Consider the following 16,918-nt stretch of genomic DNA (forward strand, 5'->3'; position numbering starts at 1 on the left):
CAGCCTAAAGAGATCGATTGTCCGTTTCGTGGCGATACTCACAGCCCGAGCGCGACGGTGCGTGGAAGCCCGGGCCAAAGGGCTCGGGCTGCCACGCACCCATGGGCGGGCTCAGCCGGAGACGCTCGCGCGGCCGTTCTCGATGTGGCCCATCAGCCTGCGCCGGAAGCCGTCGGGGCCGGTGATCTCGACGTCGTACCAGCCGTGCGCGTCGGCGGCGGAGTGGACGACCGTACGGCTGCGGCCGGCCTTCACGGTGACCTGCCGGGTCCAGCCGTCGAGGTCGGCCTCGTCGACGTAGCCGAGGGGGCGGACGGTGAAGGTGACCGGGGCGTCACCGGTGGCGGCCAGGGTGAGGTGCAGGTCGCGCTCGTGCGGATCGATGCGCGAGGTGACCTCGGCGCCGCCCGCCGCCTTGCCGGCGAACTCGCGGCGGAAGCCGTTCGGGCCGGTGATCGTGAAGCGGTACGCCTCCCGGGTAAGGGGCACCCTCCATTGCGCCGTGCCCCTTACATCGCGGTGCTGCGGCACCGGGAACTCCCCGGCGTACGGATACAGCGCGAGGTGCGCGCTCGCCCTGCCGGTGTTGCTCAGCGTGACCTCCAGGGCGCCGTCCCGGAGGCGCCCGTGCGCGTCCGGCTGGTACGGCAGGGGCCGCGCGGGGCGCGTGCCGGGCTCCTGGGCGGGCATGTGCTGCACCATCGGCGGCTGCGGGCGCCAGCGGCCGGTGAACGGCGGAATGGCGCCCGGCCGCTCCACCTCCGGCTGCGGGCGGCCGCGCCGGAAGTCGAACGCCGACGTCAGGTCGCCGGTGACCTGGCGCCGCCACGGCGTGATGTTGGGCTCCTCGATCCCGGTCCACTTCTCCAGGAAGCGGATCACCGAGGTGTGGTCGAAGACCTCGGAGCAGACGTAACCGCCCACCGTCCACGGCGACACGACCAGCAGCGGCACCCGGATGCCGAGCCCCGTCGGCAGTCCCTTGTACCGCTCGTCGGTGTTGTCCGCGGGCGGCACGGGCGGCGGGACGTGGTCGAAGAAGCCGTCGTTCTCGTCGTAGTTGATCAGTACGACGGTGTGCCGCCAGACGTCCGGGTGGGAGCCGAGGGCGTCCAGCACCTTGTAGACGAGGGTGGCGGAGGCGATCGGGGACGAGGAGCCGGGGTGCTCGGAGTCGATCGCGGAGGGCACGAGGTAGGAGACCTCCGGCAGCGTCCCGGCGGCGACGTCCGCCCGGAAGGCGTCCGCGAGGGTGCCGGTCTCCACCCGGCGCAGCCCGCGCTCGAAGAGGGAGCGCTCCTGGGCGGTGAGCGTGGCGACGCCCTCCTCCAGCGCGGCGAGGAGCCGGGCCCGCTCGGCGGCGTCGTCGGTGTCGCGGACGGCCGCGTAGAAGGACTCCATGTAGGTGTGGCCGCCGGTCTTGGCCAGCGCCTTGCGGGCGATCTTCTTGAAGGTGGTGAAGAACTCGATGTTGTTGTCGGTGAAGTTCTCCCACTCCGTGTACGTCTTCCAGCTCCGGCCCGCCTTCTCCAGGCGCTCGGCGTACGTCGGCCACGGGTAGCCGGGGTGGCTGCCCTCCGCGTACGCGGCGTTGGTCACGGCACGGGAGCCGTCGGCCTCGTACCCCGTCCAACCGCTCCACAGGTGGTTGCGGTTGGGGCTCGTCGAGGTGTGGATGGAGGAGTGGTAGGCGTCGCAGATCGTGAACGTGTCCGCGAGCTCGTAGTGGAGCGGGATGTCACGGCGGTCGTAGTACGCCATCGTCGCGGCCGTCTTGGCGGAGACCCAGCCGTCCATCCACCCGTCGCGCCACGCCTTGGCGCCGCCGCCCCAGGAGTGGTCGAGGTCGCCGATGTACTGGAGGTCCTTCTTCTGCGTCTCGGCGGCGTCGCGGATGGGGAAGGGCAGCACGGTACGGCCGAGCGGTCCGGGCTGCTCGAACACCGGCTTGCCCGAGGGCAGTTCGACGGCGTTGCGGTCACCGAAGCCGCGAACGCCGCGCAGGGTGCCGAAGTAATGGTCGAAGGAACGGTTCTCCTGCATCAGGATCACCACGTGCCTGACCGCCCGCAGCCCGCCGGAGGGCGGAGCGGCGGCCATCGCCGCCCGCAGCGAGGGCGGCAGCAGCGACCCGGCCGCGGCGGCGCCGAGGGCACCGCCACCCAGCGCGAGCATCCTTCGGCGCGACATGTCCTGCTGCTTCGAATTGTCCGGTGACAAGCTCGACCTCCCGTCGACGGCTCAATGGTTCGCCCTTGATCCATTGAGTGGTACGGCCGGGACGGTAGTGAGGGCGGGTGTCGACGGGAAGACCTGGCGACGACAGTGGCGTGAATGTCCAAGGCATGGACCAAAGAATCCAAGCGTTTCGCCCGACTGCACCCCGCTTTGCCGGAAACCGCCATGGCCACAACACGCCAGGTGCGCATGAGCCGCGAAGCCGGGGGCAGAAGCACCAACGCTCCCCCCACGGGACGGCACCAGGCCCCGCCACACCCCTCCCCCCGGTGGCGGGGCCCCCGTGCCACGACTCGGCCCCCGTACCCAGGATGTCCTGCGTACGGGGGCCGAGTGGCGCCTGCGGAGCCGGTGTCAGCCTTCGACGCCGAGCTTCTCCAGGATGAGCTCGCGCACGCGGGCCGCGTCCGCCTGGCCACGGGTGGCCTTCATGACGGCGCCGACCAGGGCGCCGGCCGCCGCGACCTTGCCGCCGCGGATCTTGTCCGCGATGGCGGCGTTGGCGGCGATCGCCTCGTCCACGGCCGCGCCCAGCGCGCCCTCGTCGGAGACGACCTTCAGGCCGCGCTTCTCGACGACGGTGTCGGGGTCGCCCTCGCCGTTCAGCACGCCCTCGATGACCTGGCGGGCCAGCTTGTCGTTGAGGTCGCCGGACGCGACGAGCTGGGTCACCCGGGCGACCTGTGCCGGGGTGATGGGAAGCGCGTCGAGCGACGTACCCGACTCGTTGGCGTTACGGGCCAGTTCGCCCATCCACCACTTGCGGGCCTGGTCGGCCGGGGCGCCCGCCTCGGTCGTGGCGACGATCAGGTCGACGGCGCCCGCGTTGAGGATGGACTGCATGTCGTGCTCGGAGACGCCCCACTCCTCGCGCAGCCGGTTGCGGCGCACGCGCGGCAGCTCCGGCAGCTCCTTGCGGAGCTGCTCCACCCACTCGCGGGACGGGGCCACGGGTACGAGGTCGGGCTCCGGGAAGTACCGGTAGTCCTCGGCCTCCTCCTTGACCCGGCCGGACGTCGTGGAGCCGTCGTCCTCGTGGAAGTGGCGGGTCTCCTGGATGACCGTGCCGCCCGCGTTCAGCACGCCCGCGTGGCGGCTGATCTCGAACCGCACGGCCCGCTCGACGGACCGCAGCGAGTTGACGTTCTTCGTCTCCGAGCGCGTACCGAACTTCTCCACGCCCTTGGGGCGCAGCGACAGGTTCACGTCGCAGCGCATCTGGCCCATCTCCATGCGGGCCTCGGAGACGCCGAGCGCCTTGATGAGCTCGCGCAGCTCGGCGACGTACGCCTTGGCGACCTCGGGGGCACGCTCGCCGGCGCCGACGATCGGCTTGGTGACGATCTCGATCAGCGGGATGCCGGCGCGGTTGTAGTCCAGCAGCGAGTGCGAGGCGCCGTGGATACGGCCGGTCGCGCCACCCACGTGCGTGGACTTGCCGGTGTCCTCCTCCATGTGGGCGCGCTCGATCTCCACGCGGAAGACCTCGCCGTCCTCGAGCTGGACGTCCAGGTAGCCGTTGAAGGCGATCGGCTCGTCGTACTGCGAGGTCTGGAAGTTCTTCGGCATGTCCGGATAGAAGTAGTTCTTCCGGGCGAAGCGGCACCATTCGGCGATCTCGCAGTTGAGCGCGAGGCCGATCTTGATGGCGGACTCGACGCCGACCGCGTTGACGACCGGGAGCGAGCCCGGCATGCCGAGGCAGGTGGGGCAGGTCTGCGAGTTGGGCTCGGCGCCCAGCTCGGTGGAGCAGCCGCAGAACATCTTGGTCCTGGTGCCGAGCTCGACGTGCACCTCGAGCCCCATGACGGGGTCGTAGGCGGCGAGGGCGTCCTCGTACGACACCAGTTCAGTGATGACGGTCACGGTGAAACTTTCCCTCTCAACTGAACAGGACGTCGTCGTCGCCGATGCGCTTCAGTTCACGCACCAGAATGGCGAGGCCCGTCACGATGGCGGCGGCCGACACGGCGGCGTCGATCAGCAGAAGCGTGTCGCTCTCGCCACGCGCCTTGCGGACCTGCTTGACCACGCTCAGCGCGCCGAACGCGGTGGTGCCGATGGACAGATACGTACCGGCCTTCGACTTCTTGAAGCCCTTGGCCTTGGTCAGTGCGCTCACAGCGACGGAGCCTCCTCCAGCAGCGGGTGGCCCCAGCGTGCCACGAAGGCCGCCTCGACGGCCGCGCCGACCTTGTAGAGGCGGTCGTCCTTCATGGCGGGGGCGATGATCTGCAGACCGACCGGGAGATTGTCCTCCGGCGCCAGACCGCAGGGCAGCGACATGGCGGCGTTGCCGGCCAGGTTGGTCGGGATGGTGCACAGGTCGGCGAGGTACATCGCCATCGGGTCGTCGGCGCGCTCGCCGATCGGGAAGGCCGTGGTCGGCGTCGTCGGCGAGACGATCACGTCGACCTGCTCGAAGGCCTTCTCGAAGTCCCGGGTGATCAGCGTCCGGACCTTCTGCGCGCTGCCGTAGTACGCGTCGTAGTAGCCGGAGCTGAGCGCGTACGTACCGAGCATGATGCGGCGCTTGACCTCGTCGCCGAACCCGGCCTCACGCGTGAGGGCGGTGACGTCCTCGGCCGACTTCGTACCGTCGTCGCCGACCCGCAGGCCGTAGCGCAGGCCGTCGAACCGGGCGAGGTTGGAGGAGCACTCCGACGGCGCGATCAAGTAGTACGCCGACAGCGCCAGGTCGAAGGACGGGCAGTCCAGCTCGACGACCTCGGCGCCCAGCTCCTTCAGCAGCTCGACCGACTCGTCGAACCGCTGGAGCACACCGGCCTGGTAGCCCTCGCCGCGGAACTGCTTGACGACGCCCACCCGCATGCCCCGCACGGAGCCGTTGCGCGCGGCCTCGACGACCGGCGGTACGGGCGCGTCGATGGACGTCGAGTCCAACGGGTCGTGCCCGGCGATGACCTCGTGGAGCAGCGCCGCGTCCAGCACGGTCCGCGCACACGGTCCGCCCTGGTCGAGGCTGCTGGAGAACGCGACCATGCCGTACCGGGACACACCGCCGTACGTCGGCTTGACGCCGACCGTGCCGGTGACGGCGGCGGGCTGCCGGATGGAGCCGCCGGTGTCGGTACCGATGGCCAGCGGCGCCTCGTACGACGCCAGCGCCGCGCTGGAGCCACCGCCCGAGCCGCCGGGGATCTTGGTCAGGTCCCAGGGGTTGCCGGTGGGCCCGTACGCGCTGTTCTCCGTCGACGACCCCATGGCGAACTCGTCCATGTTGGTCTTGCCGATGATGACGACGTCCGCGTCCTTGAGCTTCTTGGTCACGGTCGCGTCGTACGGCGGGATCCAGCCCTCCAGGATCTTCGAACCGACGGTCGTCGGCATGTCCTGGGTGGTGAAGATGTCCTTGAGCGCGAGCGGCACACCCGCCAGCGGGCCGAGCTTCTCGCCCCGCTCCCGCTTCTCGTCGACGGCACGCGCCTGAGCCAGCGCGCCCTCACGGTCGACGTGCAGGAAGGCGTGCACCTTCTCGTCGACGGCGTCGATCCGGGCCAGGTGGGCCTCGGTCACCTCGACGGCGGTGAGCTCGCCGGACGCGATCTTCTCGGCGATCTCGGCGGCGGTGAGCCTGATGATGTCCGTCATGTTCTTAGTCCTCCCCCAGGATCTGCGGCACCTTGAAACGCTGCTGCTCCTGGGCCGGGGCGCCGGAAAGCGCCTGCTCGGGGGTGAGCGACGGACGGACCTCGTCCGCGCGCATGACATTGGTCAGCGGCAGCGGGTGGGAGGTCGGGGGTACGTCTTGATCGGCGACCTCGGAGACGCGGGCGACCGCGCCGATGATGTCGTCGAGCTGTCCGGCGAAGTGGTCGAGCTCTTCGTCCTTCAGCTCCAGACGTGCCAGCCGGGCGAGGTGGGCGACCTCCTCGCGCGTGATGCCAGGCATGCAGCGATCCTCAGGGGTGAGTGTGATGGTTTTGGCCCAATCCTATGGGGCCGGGCCCTCTACCCGTTAAACGGTTGCCCGAGGCCCCCGCGCGGGCGTCCGGGGCGGGGCCGTGCCCACCATCCACCGACCCGAAGCCGGCGTGCGGCCGGGCGGGGCCGTGCAGGGTCGCCCCCGCAGAGGTTGGCGGCGAAGCCGGGGCTCCCTTGCGCGTGACCCAAGGCCGCCGGCCTCGAGGAGGCGAGCCCGGAGGGGCCCCGCCCCCCACCCACGGGCAGCGACCGCACCGCCCACCGGGCCCGCACCCGGGTCACCGGGAACAGGCACCGCCCCAGGGGGCACCGGGCAAAGGCACCGCCCCGTCCCGTTGTGCCCACCCTCCCCCAAGCTCTCGGCTTCGCTCGAGCAGGGGGAACCCCCATCGCCCTGCGGGACGACTGCCCACAACGGGGGGGGAGCCCGCCGGGCGGGGCAGCGCGTTACTGGACCACCTGGTCCGCGTCCTGGGGCGCGGGCGGCAGTTCGCGGGGCGGGCGGTGCCAGCCGGCTTCGCCGCGGGCGCGGAGCCAGGCCGTCGTCTCCGCCGGCGGCATCGCCGCGGCGACCAGCCAGCCCTGTACCGCGTCGCAGCCCAGGTCCCGCAGCCGCTCCCAGGTCTCGTCGTCCTCGACGCCCTCCGCGACCACCAGCAGTCCCAGCGAGTGCGCCAGGTCGACGGTGCACCGGACGATCTCGGCGTCCTCGTTGTCGACCGCGAGGCGCGCCACGAACGAGCGGTCGATCTTGAGCTCGCTCACCGGGAGCCGCCGCAGGTGGACCAGGGACGAGTACCCGGTGCCGAAGTCGTCGAGGGACATCTTCACGCCGTGGCCCGTGAGCCCCGCCAGGGTGTCGGCGGCGCGCTGCGGGTCCTCCAGCAGGACGTGCTCCGTTATCTCGAGCTGGAGCGCGCCCGCCGGGACCCCGTGCCGGGCGAGCCGTGCGGCGACGGCGCCCGCGAAGCCGGGGGTGTGGACGTCGCGCGGGGAGACGTTCACGGCGACGGGGACGTTCAGACCCTGGGCGCGCCACTTGGCGACCTGGCCGAGCGCGGTCTCCAGGACGTACTCCGTGAGGTGCGGCATCAGTCCGGAGGACTCGGCGATGGCGATGAACTCGTCGGGCGGGACCTTCCCCCGCTCCGGGTGCACCCAGCGCACCAGCGCCTCCAGCCCGGCGACGTGTCCGTCGAAGCGGACCTTCGGCTGGTAGTGGAGCTCGACGTCGCCGGCGTCCAGGGCGCGCCGCAGGTCGCCGAGGAGACCGAGCCGGTCGGGGGTGTTGGAGTCGCGTTTCGACTCGTACACCTCGACGCCCGTGCGGTCCCGCTTCGCCTGGTACATCGCCACGTCGGCGCGCTGGAGGAGCCCTTCGGCGTCCAGCGCGTGGTCGGGGAAGACGGCGACGCCCGCGCTGGCCTCCAGGACCAGCGTGAGCCCGTCGAGGTCGAGTGGCGAGGACAGCTCGGCGGCGAGCTGCCGCGCCACCCGCTGGGCGCTCGTCGTGGAGTCGGCGGTCGGCAGCAGTACGGCGAACTCGTCGCCGCCCAGCCGCGCCGCCTCCGCCCCGCGCGGGAGTGCGAGCCGCAGCCGGTCGGCGATCTGGAGCAGCAGCCGGTCGCCCGCCAAGTGACCGAGCGTGTCGTTGACCGACCGGAAACGATCGAGGTCGATCAGCACGAGCGCCGCCCTGACGCCCTCGCCCTCCGCCTCCTCCAGCGCGGTCCAGGTCCGCTCCAGCAGCCACTGACGGTTCGGCAGCCCGGTGAGCGGGTCGCGCAGTTGTTCCTCCGCCCGCGCACGGGCGATCCAGAGCGTGGAGTCCAGGGCGATCAGCGGCACGGCGAACAGCGGCAGCACCACCGGCAGGGAGACCGCGACGACACAGATCAGCGGCGCGATGCCCAGCAGCGCGACCGCCACCAGTCCCTGCCGCAGCAGCGCGGTACGGGCGGCCGTGGGCAGGCCGCCGCTCTGCGGGGCCAGCGTGTACCACAGCAGCAGCCGGGTCACCACCAGGTACGCGGTGGCCGCCAGCGCCAGTTCCGGCACCGCCTCGATACCCCATTCGAGTGGCCGCCACGGCCGTTCGACCGTCGGTACGTCCCCGAACGCGGCGAGGACCAGTGCCGCCGCCCCGATGCCGAGGATGTCGGCCGCGCCGTGCAGCAGGCCCTGCCGCCAGCGGTGCCGCCGCGCCGCGCCGACCAGGACGACGACGGCGAGGCTGACCAGTCCGGCGGGCACCCACCCGTACAGCAGCAGGACGGCGATGGTGAGCGCGGCGCCGGAGCCGGTGCCGCCCCACCACCGGTCGCGGCCGAGCGCGACCAGGTGGCCGACGATGATGCCGGTGAGCACGGCGAGCGACCAGCCCGCCGTGGAGCCGGGGAAGAGCGCGTGGCCGCCGCTCACGGCGCCGTACAGCCCGGCCAGGAGGACGAAGGCGGCGACGGCCACGACGACGGTCCGGAGCCTGGATGCGATGCCCGTGCTGGCCGCGTACGCACGCGGCCGTGAGACCGGGGCGGCACTCTCGGTCGGTTTCATTCCGTCCCTCTCACAGCCGGCGGTGCCGTTGCCTCGCGATGGCCCGTTGTCATGCCGCCACGGCCGGAATCCACCCTGCGGCCGTGCACGACATGCGCCGTCTCAACAGTAGGCCGCGGAAGGCTTCGACGGGCAGCGCTCTACAGCTCTTGCCCGAATGCGGCCCGGCCACCCTTATCCATCTGGTATGCGCCGAACGGGTGACCTCCGGACACCGATTCCCGGCCTACTGTTCGAGCGGAACCGCCACCTCGCGCGCCGCGTCCGGACCCTGTTCGAGCAGGACTTGGAAGCCGTCCTCGTCCAGAACCGGAACCTTCAACTGCATCGCCTTGTCGTACTTGGAGCCGGGGTTGTCACCCACAACAACGAAGGCGGTCTTCTTGGAAACGGAACCGGTCACTTTCGCTCCGCGGCTCTGGAGGGACTCTTTTGCGCCATCCCTGGTGTAGTTCTGGAGGGTGCCGGTGACGACGACCGTCAACCCCTCCAGCGGGCGCGGCCCTTCGTCCTCACCCGTGCTCTCCTCCTCCATCCGCACGCCGGCCGCCCGCCACTTGCGCAGGATCTCCCGGTGCCAGTCCTCCTCGAACCACTGCTTCAGGGACGCCGCGATGGTCGGGCCCACGCCCTCGACGGCCGCCAGCTCCTCCTCGCTCGCCTGCTCGATGCGGTCGATCGAGCGGAACTCGCGGGCCAGCGCCTCCGCCGCGACCGGCCCGACGTGACGGATCGAAAGACCGGTGATGATCCGGGCCAGCGGGCGCTGCTTGGCCGCCGCGATGTTCTCCAGCATGGCCAGGGCGTTCTTGCGCGGCTCGCCCTGCTGGTTGGCGAAGACCGTGGCGATCTTCTCCTCACCCGTCTTGGGGTCACGCTTGGGCAGACCGCTGTCCTGGTCCAGGACGTACGCCTTGATGGGCAGCAGTCGCTCGATGGTGAGGTCGAACAGGTCGCCCTCGTCCACCAGCGGTGGCTCGGCCGGCTCCAGGGGCTTGGTCAGCGCGGCCGCCGCCACATAGCCGAAGTTCTCGATGTCGAGGCACTTGCGGCCGGCGAGGTAGAAGAGGCGCTCACGCAACTGCGCGGGGCACGTACGGCTGTTCGGGCAACGCAGGTCGACGTCGCCCTCCTTCATCGGCCGCAGCGGCGTCCCGCACTCGGGGCACTCGGCCGGCATCACGAACTCCCGCTCCGTACCGTCCCGCAGGTCCGCCACGGGCCCGAGGATCTCCGGGATGACGTCACCGGCCTTGCGCAGCACCACCGTGTCCCCGATGAGGACGCCCTTGGCCTTCACGACGTCCTGGTTGTGCAGGGTGGCGAACTCGACCTCCGAGCCCGCGACCGTGACCGGCTCCACCTGCGCGTACGGCGTCACCCGGCCCGTCCGGCCCACCCCCACCCGGATGTTGACCAGCTTGGTGTTGACCTCCTCCGGCGCGTACTTCCAGGCGATGGCCCAGCGCGGCGCCCGCGAGGTGGAGCCGAGCCGGCCCTGGAGCGGGATCTCGTCGAGCTTGACGACCACGCCGTCGATCTCGTGCTCCACCGAGTGCCGGTTGTCGCCGAAGTACGTGATGAACTCCCGTACGCCGTCGATGTCGTCGACCACCTTGTTGTGCCGGGCGGTCGGCAGGCCCCACTCGCGCAGCAGCCCGTACGCCTCCGACAGCCGGGTGATCTCCAGGCCCTCACGCGCGCCGATGCCGTGCACCACCATGTGCAGCGGGCGCGTGGCGGTGACCTTGGGGTCCTTCTGGCGCAGGGAACCGGCCGCCGCGTTGCGCGGGTTGGCGAACGGCTTGTCACCGGCCTCCACCAAGCGGGCGTTGAGCTCCTCGAACTTCTCCATCGGGAAGTAGACCTCACCCCGGATCTCCACCAGGTCCGGGATACGGTCGCCCTTCAGCCGGTCGGGCACGTCCGAGATGGTGCGGATGTTCGGCGTGATGTCCTCGCCCGTGCGGCCGTCGCCGCGCGTGGCCGCGCGCGTGAGGCGGCCCTTCTCGTAGGTCAGGTTGACGGCGAGGCCGTCGACCTTGAGCTCGCACAGGAAGTGGTACGCCGAGGTGCCGACCTCCTTGGCGACGCGGTCCGCCCAGGCGGCCAGCTCCTCGTCGTCGAAGGCATTGTCCAGCGACAGCATCCGCTCGCGGTGCTGGACGGCTGTGAACTCCGTCTCGTACGACCCGGCGACCTTCTGCGTCGGCGAGTCGGGCGTCCGGAGCTCCGGATACTCCTCCTCCAACGCCTCCAGGGAACGCAGCAGTCGGTCGAACTCGGCGTCGCTGATGACCGGCTGGTCCTTCACGTAGTACCGGAAGCGGTGCTCCTCGACCTGCTCGGCAAGCTGCGCGTGCTTGTCCCGTGCCTCCGCCGGCACGACATCGTGCTGTTCGACAGCCACCGTCATTCCTCCGTTACTGACGTCACTCAGGGTTGTCCGCGAGCGATCTCGCCGCCTTGACGCAGTGGGCGAGCGCGGCGCGGGCGTACGCGGGCGAGGCGCCCGCCAGCCCGCACGACGGGGTGACCACGAGCGACTCCGCCAGAGTCCCCGGATTCAGCCCCAGCCTGCGCCACAGCGTCCTGACACCCATGACGCTACCGGCAGGGTCTGACAATGGGCCGTCGGTGGACCCCACGACGCCCGCGAAGAGCTTCGTGCCGCCCTCGACCGCCTCCCCGATCGACTCCTCGTCACGCTCGGTGAGCAGCCCGAAATCGAACGAGATGCCCGCCGCGCCGGCCCGCCGCAGCAGCGCGAACGGCACGTCCGGGGCGCACGAGTGCACGACCACCGGCCCGTCGTTCACGGCCATGACGTCCCGCAGCGCGCTCTCCACGACCTGCCGGTCCACCGCCCGGTAGGTGCGGTAGCCGCTCGCGGTCTGCACCTGCCCGCGCAGCACGGCGGTGAGGGACGGCTCGTCGAGCTGGAGCGCCACGCGCGCGCCCGGCACCCGGCGCCGCACCTCAGCGAGGTGGGCGCGCAGCCCTTCCGCCAGCGAGGCCGCCAGGTCCCGGCAGGCCCCGGGGTCGCCGAGCGCGGCCTCGCCGCCCCGCAGCTCCAGGGCGGCGGCCAGCGTCCACGGCCCCACGGCCTGGACCTTCAGCAGGCCCTCGTACCCCTGCGTGAACTCCTCCAGGGCGTCGAGGTCCTCGCCCATCCAGGACCTGGCCCGCCGGGTGTCCCGGCCCGGCCGGTCGCTGACCCGCCAGCCGCTCGGCTCGACGTGCGCGTACATCTCGACGAGCAGCCCGATCGTCCGCCCGATCATGTCGGCGCCCGGCCCGCGCGCGGGCAGCTCGGCGAGGTGCGGGAAGTCCTCGAAGGTCCCGGTGACGGTCCTGGCGGCCTCGCGCGCGTCGCCGCCGGGCATGGACCCGACCCCGGTGGCCGGGCCCCAACTGAAGTCGTCGCTGTCGGTCATCGTCCCGGCCGCACCGTCACGTCGTTGATCTCCGCGTCGCGCGGCAGATCGATGGCCATCAGGATCGTCGTGGCGACCGACTCGGGGTCGATCCAGCGCGAGGCGTCGTACTCCTTGCCCTCCTGCTGGTGCACCTTGGCCTGCATGGGGCTGGCCGTGCGGCCCGGGTAGACGGACGTGACGCGTACGCCGTTGCCGTGCTCCTCCTGGCGCAGCGAGTCGGCCAGCGCCTTGAGGCCGTGCTTGGAGGCCGCGTACGCGGACCATTCGGCGTGCGCGTTCAGACCGGCGCCGGAGTTGACGAAAACGACGTGCCCCTGGGACACCCGCAGTTGCGGCAGGAGCAGCCGGGTCAGCTCGGCGGGCGCGATGAGGTTGACCTCCAGCTGACTGCGCCAGGCCTTGGTGGTGAGGTCGCCGACCCGTCCGAGGTCGACGACGCCCGCGATGTGCAGCAGCGAGTCGAGCCGGTCGGGGAGGGTCTGGTGGGAGAAGGCCCAGGAGAGCCGGTCGGGGTTGGCGAGGTCGCCGACGAGCGTGCGGGCACCCGGGTAGGTGTCGGCCAGTTCCTTGGCGCGCCCGGCGTCACGGGCCAGCAGGACCAGGTCGTCGCCCCGCTCGTGCAGGCGGCGGGCGACGGCCGCGCCGATGCCGGAGCCCGCCCCGGTGATCATGTGTGTAGCCATACGGGCCATGCTCGCATCCGGACGGCGTCTACCGGATCCCGGCGCTCTCCTCCAGGCCGGTCAGGGGCAGCGGTACGGGGAATCCGGCGCCCGGCACGGCTGTTGAACCGGCCATGACGACAGGACACCGCATCACCATCGAGCAGGGCACCGACCTCGTACGCGTCGTCCACGACGGACAGGTGGTCGCGGAGAGCCGCCGTCCCCTCCTACTGCGCGAGACGGGCTACCCCGTGCGGTACTACCTGCCGGTGACGGACGTACGGATGGACCTCCTGTCCCCCTCGGAGACCCACACGTACTGCCCGTTCAAGGGCACCGCGTCCTACTGGTCGCTGCCGGGCGCGAAGGACGCGGCATGGGCGTACCCCGACCCCAAGCCCGACGTCGCCGCGATCAAGGACCACCTCTGTTTCTACGAAACAGAGGTGGTGTGACGGCGAGCGAGCTTCCTGGCGGAGTTGGACTGAACGGAGCCGGACCGGGACGGGGTCAGGCCGAGACCGACGCCCGCCGGGTCGTCGCCGCGATGGTCGCCGAGCCGACGACGCGGGTGTCGTCGTAGAGGACGATCGCCTGGCCGGGGGCGACGCCGCGGACGGGGTCGGTGAAGGTGACGTGCAGTTCGTCGCCGACGACGGTGGCCGTGACCGGGGTCTCGCCGCCGTGGGCGCGGAGCTGGGCGGTGTAGGTGCCGGGGCCGGAGGGGGGCGTGCCGCACCAGCGGGGCTTGATGGCGGTCAGGGCGGTGACGTCGAGGGCCTCGGCGGGGCCCACCGTCACGGTGTTGTTCACCGGCGAGATGTCCAGGACGTACCGGGGCTTGCCGTCCGGGGCGGGGTGGCCGATGCGGAGTCCCTTGCGCTGGCCGATGGTGAAGCCGTAGGCGCCCTCGTGGGTGCCGACCTTGGCGCCGGACTCGTCGACGATGTCGCCCTCCATCGTCCCCAGGTGGGAGGCGAGGAAGCCCTGGGTGTCGCCGTCGGCGATGAAGCAGATGTCGTGGCTGTCGGGCTTCTTGGCCACGGCCAGGCCCCGCCGCTCCGCCTCCGCGCGGATCTCGTCCTTGGTGGTGAGGGTGTCGCCCAGCGGGAACATCGCGTGGGCGAGCTGCTTCTCGTCCAGGACGCCGAGGACGTACGACTGGTCCTTGGCCATGTCGGAGGCCCGGTGGAGCTCGCGGGTGCCGTCCTCGCGGGTCACGATCGTCGCGTAGTGGCCGGTGCAGACCGCGTCGAAGCCCAGCGCCAGGGCCTTGTCCAGCAGCGCCGCGAACTTGATCTTCTCGTTGCAGCGCAGGCACGGGTTGGGGGTGCGACCGGCCTCGTACTCGGCGATGAAGTCGTCCACGACGTCCTCGCGGAACCGCTCGGCCAGGTCCCAGACGTAGAAGGGGATGCCGATCACGTCGGCCGCGCGGCGGGCGTCGCGCGAGTCCTCGATCGTGCAGCAGCCACGGGCGCCGGTACGGAAGGACTGTGGGTTCGCGGACAGGGCGAGGTGCACCCCGGTGACGTCGTGGCCGGCTTCGGCGGCGCGGGCGGCGGCGACGGCGGAGTCCACGCCGCCCGACATGGCGGCGAGCACACGGAGGGGGCGCTGGGGAGTCTGAGTCATAGCCCTACCAGGGTACGGGCCCCGGGAACCATGCTCACGTGCGTAGGCGTTGACGATCACATGGACGGGAAAAAGCGGGGGACGGTCGGCCGTCGCGCGGTGCTGATCGGCGGTGGGGCGGCCGTCGTCGGCGCCGCGGTGCTGGCCCGGGACGAGCTGCGGCGGGCCTGGTACCGGGTGCCGGGGGTGGAGAAGGACCGCGTCGAGGGTGCGCTGGACCATCCGGGCGCGCAGTGGACGGCGGCGTCGCGGGCGAACTGGCGGTACGCCGACCGGCCGGACGACTTCACCATCGACCGGGTCGTCATCCATGTCGTCCAGGGCGACTTCCCGACCGCCCTGAAGGTGTTCAAGGACCCGGAGCACGGTGCGGCGACGCATTACGTCGTCCGCAAGGACGGGCACGTCGCGCAGATGATCCGCGAGCTGGACGTGGCGTTCCACGCGGGCAACCGGGACATGAACGAGCGGAGCATCGGCATCGAGCACGAGGGGTTCGTGGACCGGCCGCAGGACTTCACGGACGCCATGTACGCGTCGTCCGCCAAGCTGACGGCCGGGATATGCGCCCGGTACGGCATTCCGGTGGACCGGGAGCACATCATCGGCCATGTGGAGGTGGAGGGGACCGACCACACCGATCCGGGGCCGCACTGGGACTGGGACCGGTACATGAAGCTGGTCCGGGACGCCTCCCGGGCGCCGCGGACGGCCGCGAGGCCGACCGCTAGCTGAGGCCCGCCGTCCGGGCCCGCTCCACGGCCGGCCCGATGGCCTTGGCGACCGCCTCGACGTCGGCGCGCGTCGAGGTGTGGCCGAGCGTGAAACGCAGCGTGCCGCGCGCCAGGTCCGGGTCGGTTCCGGTGGCCAGCAGGACGTGGCTGGGCTGGGCCACGCCGGCGGTGCACGCCGAGCCGGTGGAGCACTCGATGCCCTGGGCGTCCAGGAGCAGCAGCAGCGAGTCGCCCTCGCAGCCGGGGAAGGTGAAGTGGGCGTTGGCGGGCAGGCGCCCCTCCGGGGCCGGGTCGCCGCCGAGGATCGCGTCCGGGACGGCCGTGCGGACGGCCTCGACCAGCTCGTCGCGCAGGGCGCCGATCTCGCGGGCGTACTCCTCGCGGCGCTCGGCGGCCAGCCGGCCCGCCACCGCGAAGGCGGCGACGGCGGGGACGTCGAGCGTGCCGGAGCGGACGTGGCGCTCCTGGCCGCCGCCGTGCAGCACCGGCACCGGGCTGTACTCGCGGCCCAGCAGCAGCGCCCCGATGCCGTACGGGCCGCCGATCTTGTGGCTGGAAACCGTCATGGCGGCGAGGCCGGAGCCGGCGAAGCCGACCGGGACCTGGCCGAAGGCCTGGACGGCGTCGGAATGCAGCGGTACGTCGAACTCGCGGGCCACGGCGGCCAGTTCCGCGACCGGCATGACGGTGCCGATCTCGTTGTTGGCCCACATCACGGTGGCGAGGGCGACGTTCGACGGGTCGCGCTCGATGGCCTCCCGGAGCGCCTCGGGGTGCACGCGCCCGTAGCGGTCGACGGGCAGGTACTCGACGGTGGCGCCCTCGTGCTCGCCGAGCCAGTGGACGGCGTCGAGGACGGCGTGGTGCTCGACGGGGCTGGCCAGCACCCGGACGCGGCGCGGGTCGGCGTCCCGGCGCGCCCAGTACAGGCCCTTGACGGCGAGGTTGTCCGCCTCGGTGCCGCCGGAGGTCAGGACGACCTCGCTGGGCCGTGCGCCCAGGGCCTCGGCGAGGGCCTCGCGGGCCTCCTCGACGGTACGGCGGGCCCGGCGGCCGGCGGCGTGCAGCGAGGACGCGTTGCCCGTCACGGCGAGCTGGGCGGTCATCGCCTCGATCGCCTCCGGCAGCATCGGAGTGGTCGCGGCGTGGTCGAGGTAAGCCATGGTGCAACGATTCTACGAGCCCCCCGCGGACGGAGTATCAGCACCGTATCGGCCGTATGGCACCCGGCGTCAGGCGATGCTCCAGGAGACCGTGCCGTCCAGGGTGACCAGCGTGGCGAGCACGGCCAGGTCGGCGATGCCGAGACCGAGGCCGAGCAGGGCCCGCCCACGGCGGGTGGTGCCGCGCCGCAGTGCGAGGACGGCGAGGCCGATGGCGATGGGCCCGAGCAGGATGTTCATCACCAGCAGGCCCACCAGCCCCAGGACGAACGCCGCGACGGCCATTCCGTCGGCGTCATACGTGCGGCTCCGGCGCCGCGGGGTGGAGGTGGCGAGTTCCATGACGGTCTCCTCAGCGGTGCTGTCGTTCCCGGATGGCGAAGATCAGCAGCCAGGCGCCGATGACGGCGGCGGCGACGAGAGTGACCGGGACCGGTACGTGGGCCGCGGTCCCGAGGACGACACCCAGCATGAGCAGGGCGGCGACGATGAAGAACATCCGATGACCTCCCTCGGTCCTCTGTGGGGTTGAATTGGAAAAC

Annotated in this window: 15 protein-coding genes; 2 read left to right on the forward strand and 13 right to left on the reverse strand. The window is 71.6% G+C overall.

Features of this window, described 5'->3' with window-relative positions:
* Positions 1-111: 111 nt before the first annotated feature.
* From AB0J57_RS08265 to AB0J57_RS08305, 9 genes are all read right to left on the reverse strand, one after another.
* A complete protein-coding gene (locus AB0J57_RS08265) occupies positions 112-2,190 on the reverse strand; it encodes a phosphocholine-specific phospholipase C (protein ID WP_366127227.1) in 2,079 nt (692 codons plus the stop codon).
* A 402-nt stretch (positions 2,191-2,592) separates the two neighbouring features.
* On the reverse strand, positions 2,593-4,104 hold the full coding sequence (gene gatB, locus AB0J57_RS08270; protein WP_366127228.1) for an Asp-tRNA(Asn)/Glu-tRNA(Gln) amidotransferase subunit GatB: 1,512 nt from the start codon (positions 4,102-4,104) through the stop codon (positions 2,593-2,595).
* Positions 4,105-4,120: 16 nt separating this feature from the next.
* Entirely contained in the window at positions 4,121-4,360 is a 240-nt protein-coding gene (locus AB0J57_RS08275) for a hypothetical protein (RefSeq protein WP_366127229.1), read from the reverse strand.
* Positions 4,357-5,850 carry an Asp-tRNA(Asn)/Glu-tRNA(Gln) amidotransferase subunit GatA gene (gene gatA / locus AB0J57_RS08280; RefSeq protein ID WP_366127230.1) on the reverse strand — a complete coding sequence of 498 codons (1,494 nt, stop codon included), beginning with the start codon at positions 5,848-5,850 and terminating at the stop codon, positions 4,357-4,359. The genes AB0J57_RS08275 and gatA overlap by 4 nt, the downstream gene beginning before the upstream one ends.
* Positions 5,851-5,854: 4 nt before the next feature.
* Positions 5,855-6,151: an Asp-tRNA(Asn)/Glu-tRNA(Gln) amidotransferase subunit GatC gene (gene gatC, locus AB0J57_RS08285; RefSeq protein WP_016642027.1), complete on the reverse strand. Its 297-nt coding sequence runs from the start codon at positions 6,149-6,151 to the stop codon at positions 5,855-5,857.
* A 479-nt stretch (positions 6,152-6,630) separates the two neighbouring features.
* Complete coding sequence (locus tag AB0J57_RS08290; protein WP_366127231.1) at positions 6,631-8,739, reverse strand: bifunctional diguanylate cyclase/phosphodiesterase; 2,109 nt, start codon at positions 8,737-8,739, stop codon at positions 6,631-6,633.
* Positions 8,740-8,965: 226 nt separating this feature from the next.
* Complete coding sequence (gene ligA / locus AB0J57_RS08295; RefSeq protein ID WP_366127232.1) at positions 8,966-11,149, reverse strand: NAD-dependent DNA ligase LigA; 2,184 nt, start codon at positions 11,147-11,149, stop codon at positions 8,966-8,968.
* A gap of 22 nt (positions 11,150-11,171) precedes the next feature.
* Positions 11,172-12,176, reverse strand: a complete 1,005-nt coding sequence (locus tag AB0J57_RS08300; protein ID WP_366127233.1) for a methionine synthase — start codon at positions 12,174-12,176, stop codon at positions 11,172-11,174.
* Positions 12,173-12,862, reverse strand: a complete 690-nt coding sequence (locus tag AB0J57_RS08305) for an SDR family oxidoreductase (RefSeq protein ID WP_366127234.1) — start codon at positions 12,860-12,862, stop codon at positions 12,173-12,175. The genes AB0J57_RS08300 and AB0J57_RS08305 overlap by 4 nt, the downstream gene beginning before the upstream one ends.
* Before the next feature lie 113 nt (positions 12,863-12,975).
* Here AB0J57_RS08305 and AB0J57_RS08310 point away from each other — a divergent pair, with 113 nt between their 5' ends.
* Complete coding sequence (locus AB0J57_RS08310; RefSeq protein WP_366127235.1) at positions 12,976-13,299, forward strand: DUF427 domain-containing protein; 324 nt, start codon at positions 12,976-12,978, stop codon at positions 13,297-13,299.
* A gap of 55 nt (positions 13,300-13,354) precedes the next feature.
* Here AB0J57_RS08310 and mnmA read toward each other — a convergent pair whose 3' ends face one another.
* Positions 13,355-14,479, reverse strand: coding sequence for a tRNA 2-thiouridine(34) synthase MnmA (gene mnmA, locus AB0J57_RS08315; protein ID WP_366127236.1), 1,125 nt, complete (start codon positions 14,477-14,479; stop codon positions 13,355-13,357).
* A 60-nt stretch (positions 14,480-14,539) separates the two neighbouring features.
* On the opposite strand from mnmA, the gene AB0J57_RS08320 reads away from it, so the two are divergent.
* Positions 14,540-15,214 (forward strand): N-acetylmuramoyl-L-alanine amidase, encoded by a 675-nt coding sequence (locus AB0J57_RS08320; protein WP_366127237.1) that lies wholly within the window; start codon positions 14,540-14,542, stop codon positions 15,212-15,214.
* Here the strand turns inward: AB0J57_RS08320 and AB0J57_RS08325 are convergent.
* From AB0J57_RS08325 to AB0J57_RS08335, 3 genes are all read right to left on the reverse strand, one after another.
* A complete protein-coding gene (locus AB0J57_RS08325; protein ID WP_366127238.1) occupies positions 15,207-16,376 on the reverse strand; it encodes a cysteine desulfurase family protein in 1,170 nt (389 codons plus the stop codon). The two genes, AB0J57_RS08320 and AB0J57_RS08325, sit on opposite strands and share 8 nt — an antisense overlap.
* Positions 16,377-16,445: 69 nt before the next feature.
* Complete coding sequence (locus AB0J57_RS08330) at positions 16,446-16,718, reverse strand: DUF4190 domain-containing protein (RefSeq protein ID WP_366127239.1); 273 nt, start codon at positions 16,716-16,718, stop codon at positions 16,446-16,448.
* A 10-nt stretch (positions 16,719-16,728) separates the two neighbouring features.
* Positions 16,729-16,875 carry a hypothetical protein gene (locus tag AB0J57_RS08335; RefSeq protein ID WP_366127240.1) on the reverse strand — a complete coding sequence of 49 codons (147 nt, stop codon included), beginning with the start codon at positions 16,873-16,875 and terminating at the stop codon, positions 16,729-16,731.
* Positions 16,876-16,918: the final 43 nt, after the last annotated feature.

Source organism: Streptomyces sp. NPDC049837 (assembly GCF_040674455.1).
In the GTDB taxonomy this organism is placed as follows: domain Bacteria; phylum Actinomycetota; class Actinomycetes; order Streptomycetales; family Streptomycetaceae; genus Streptomyces.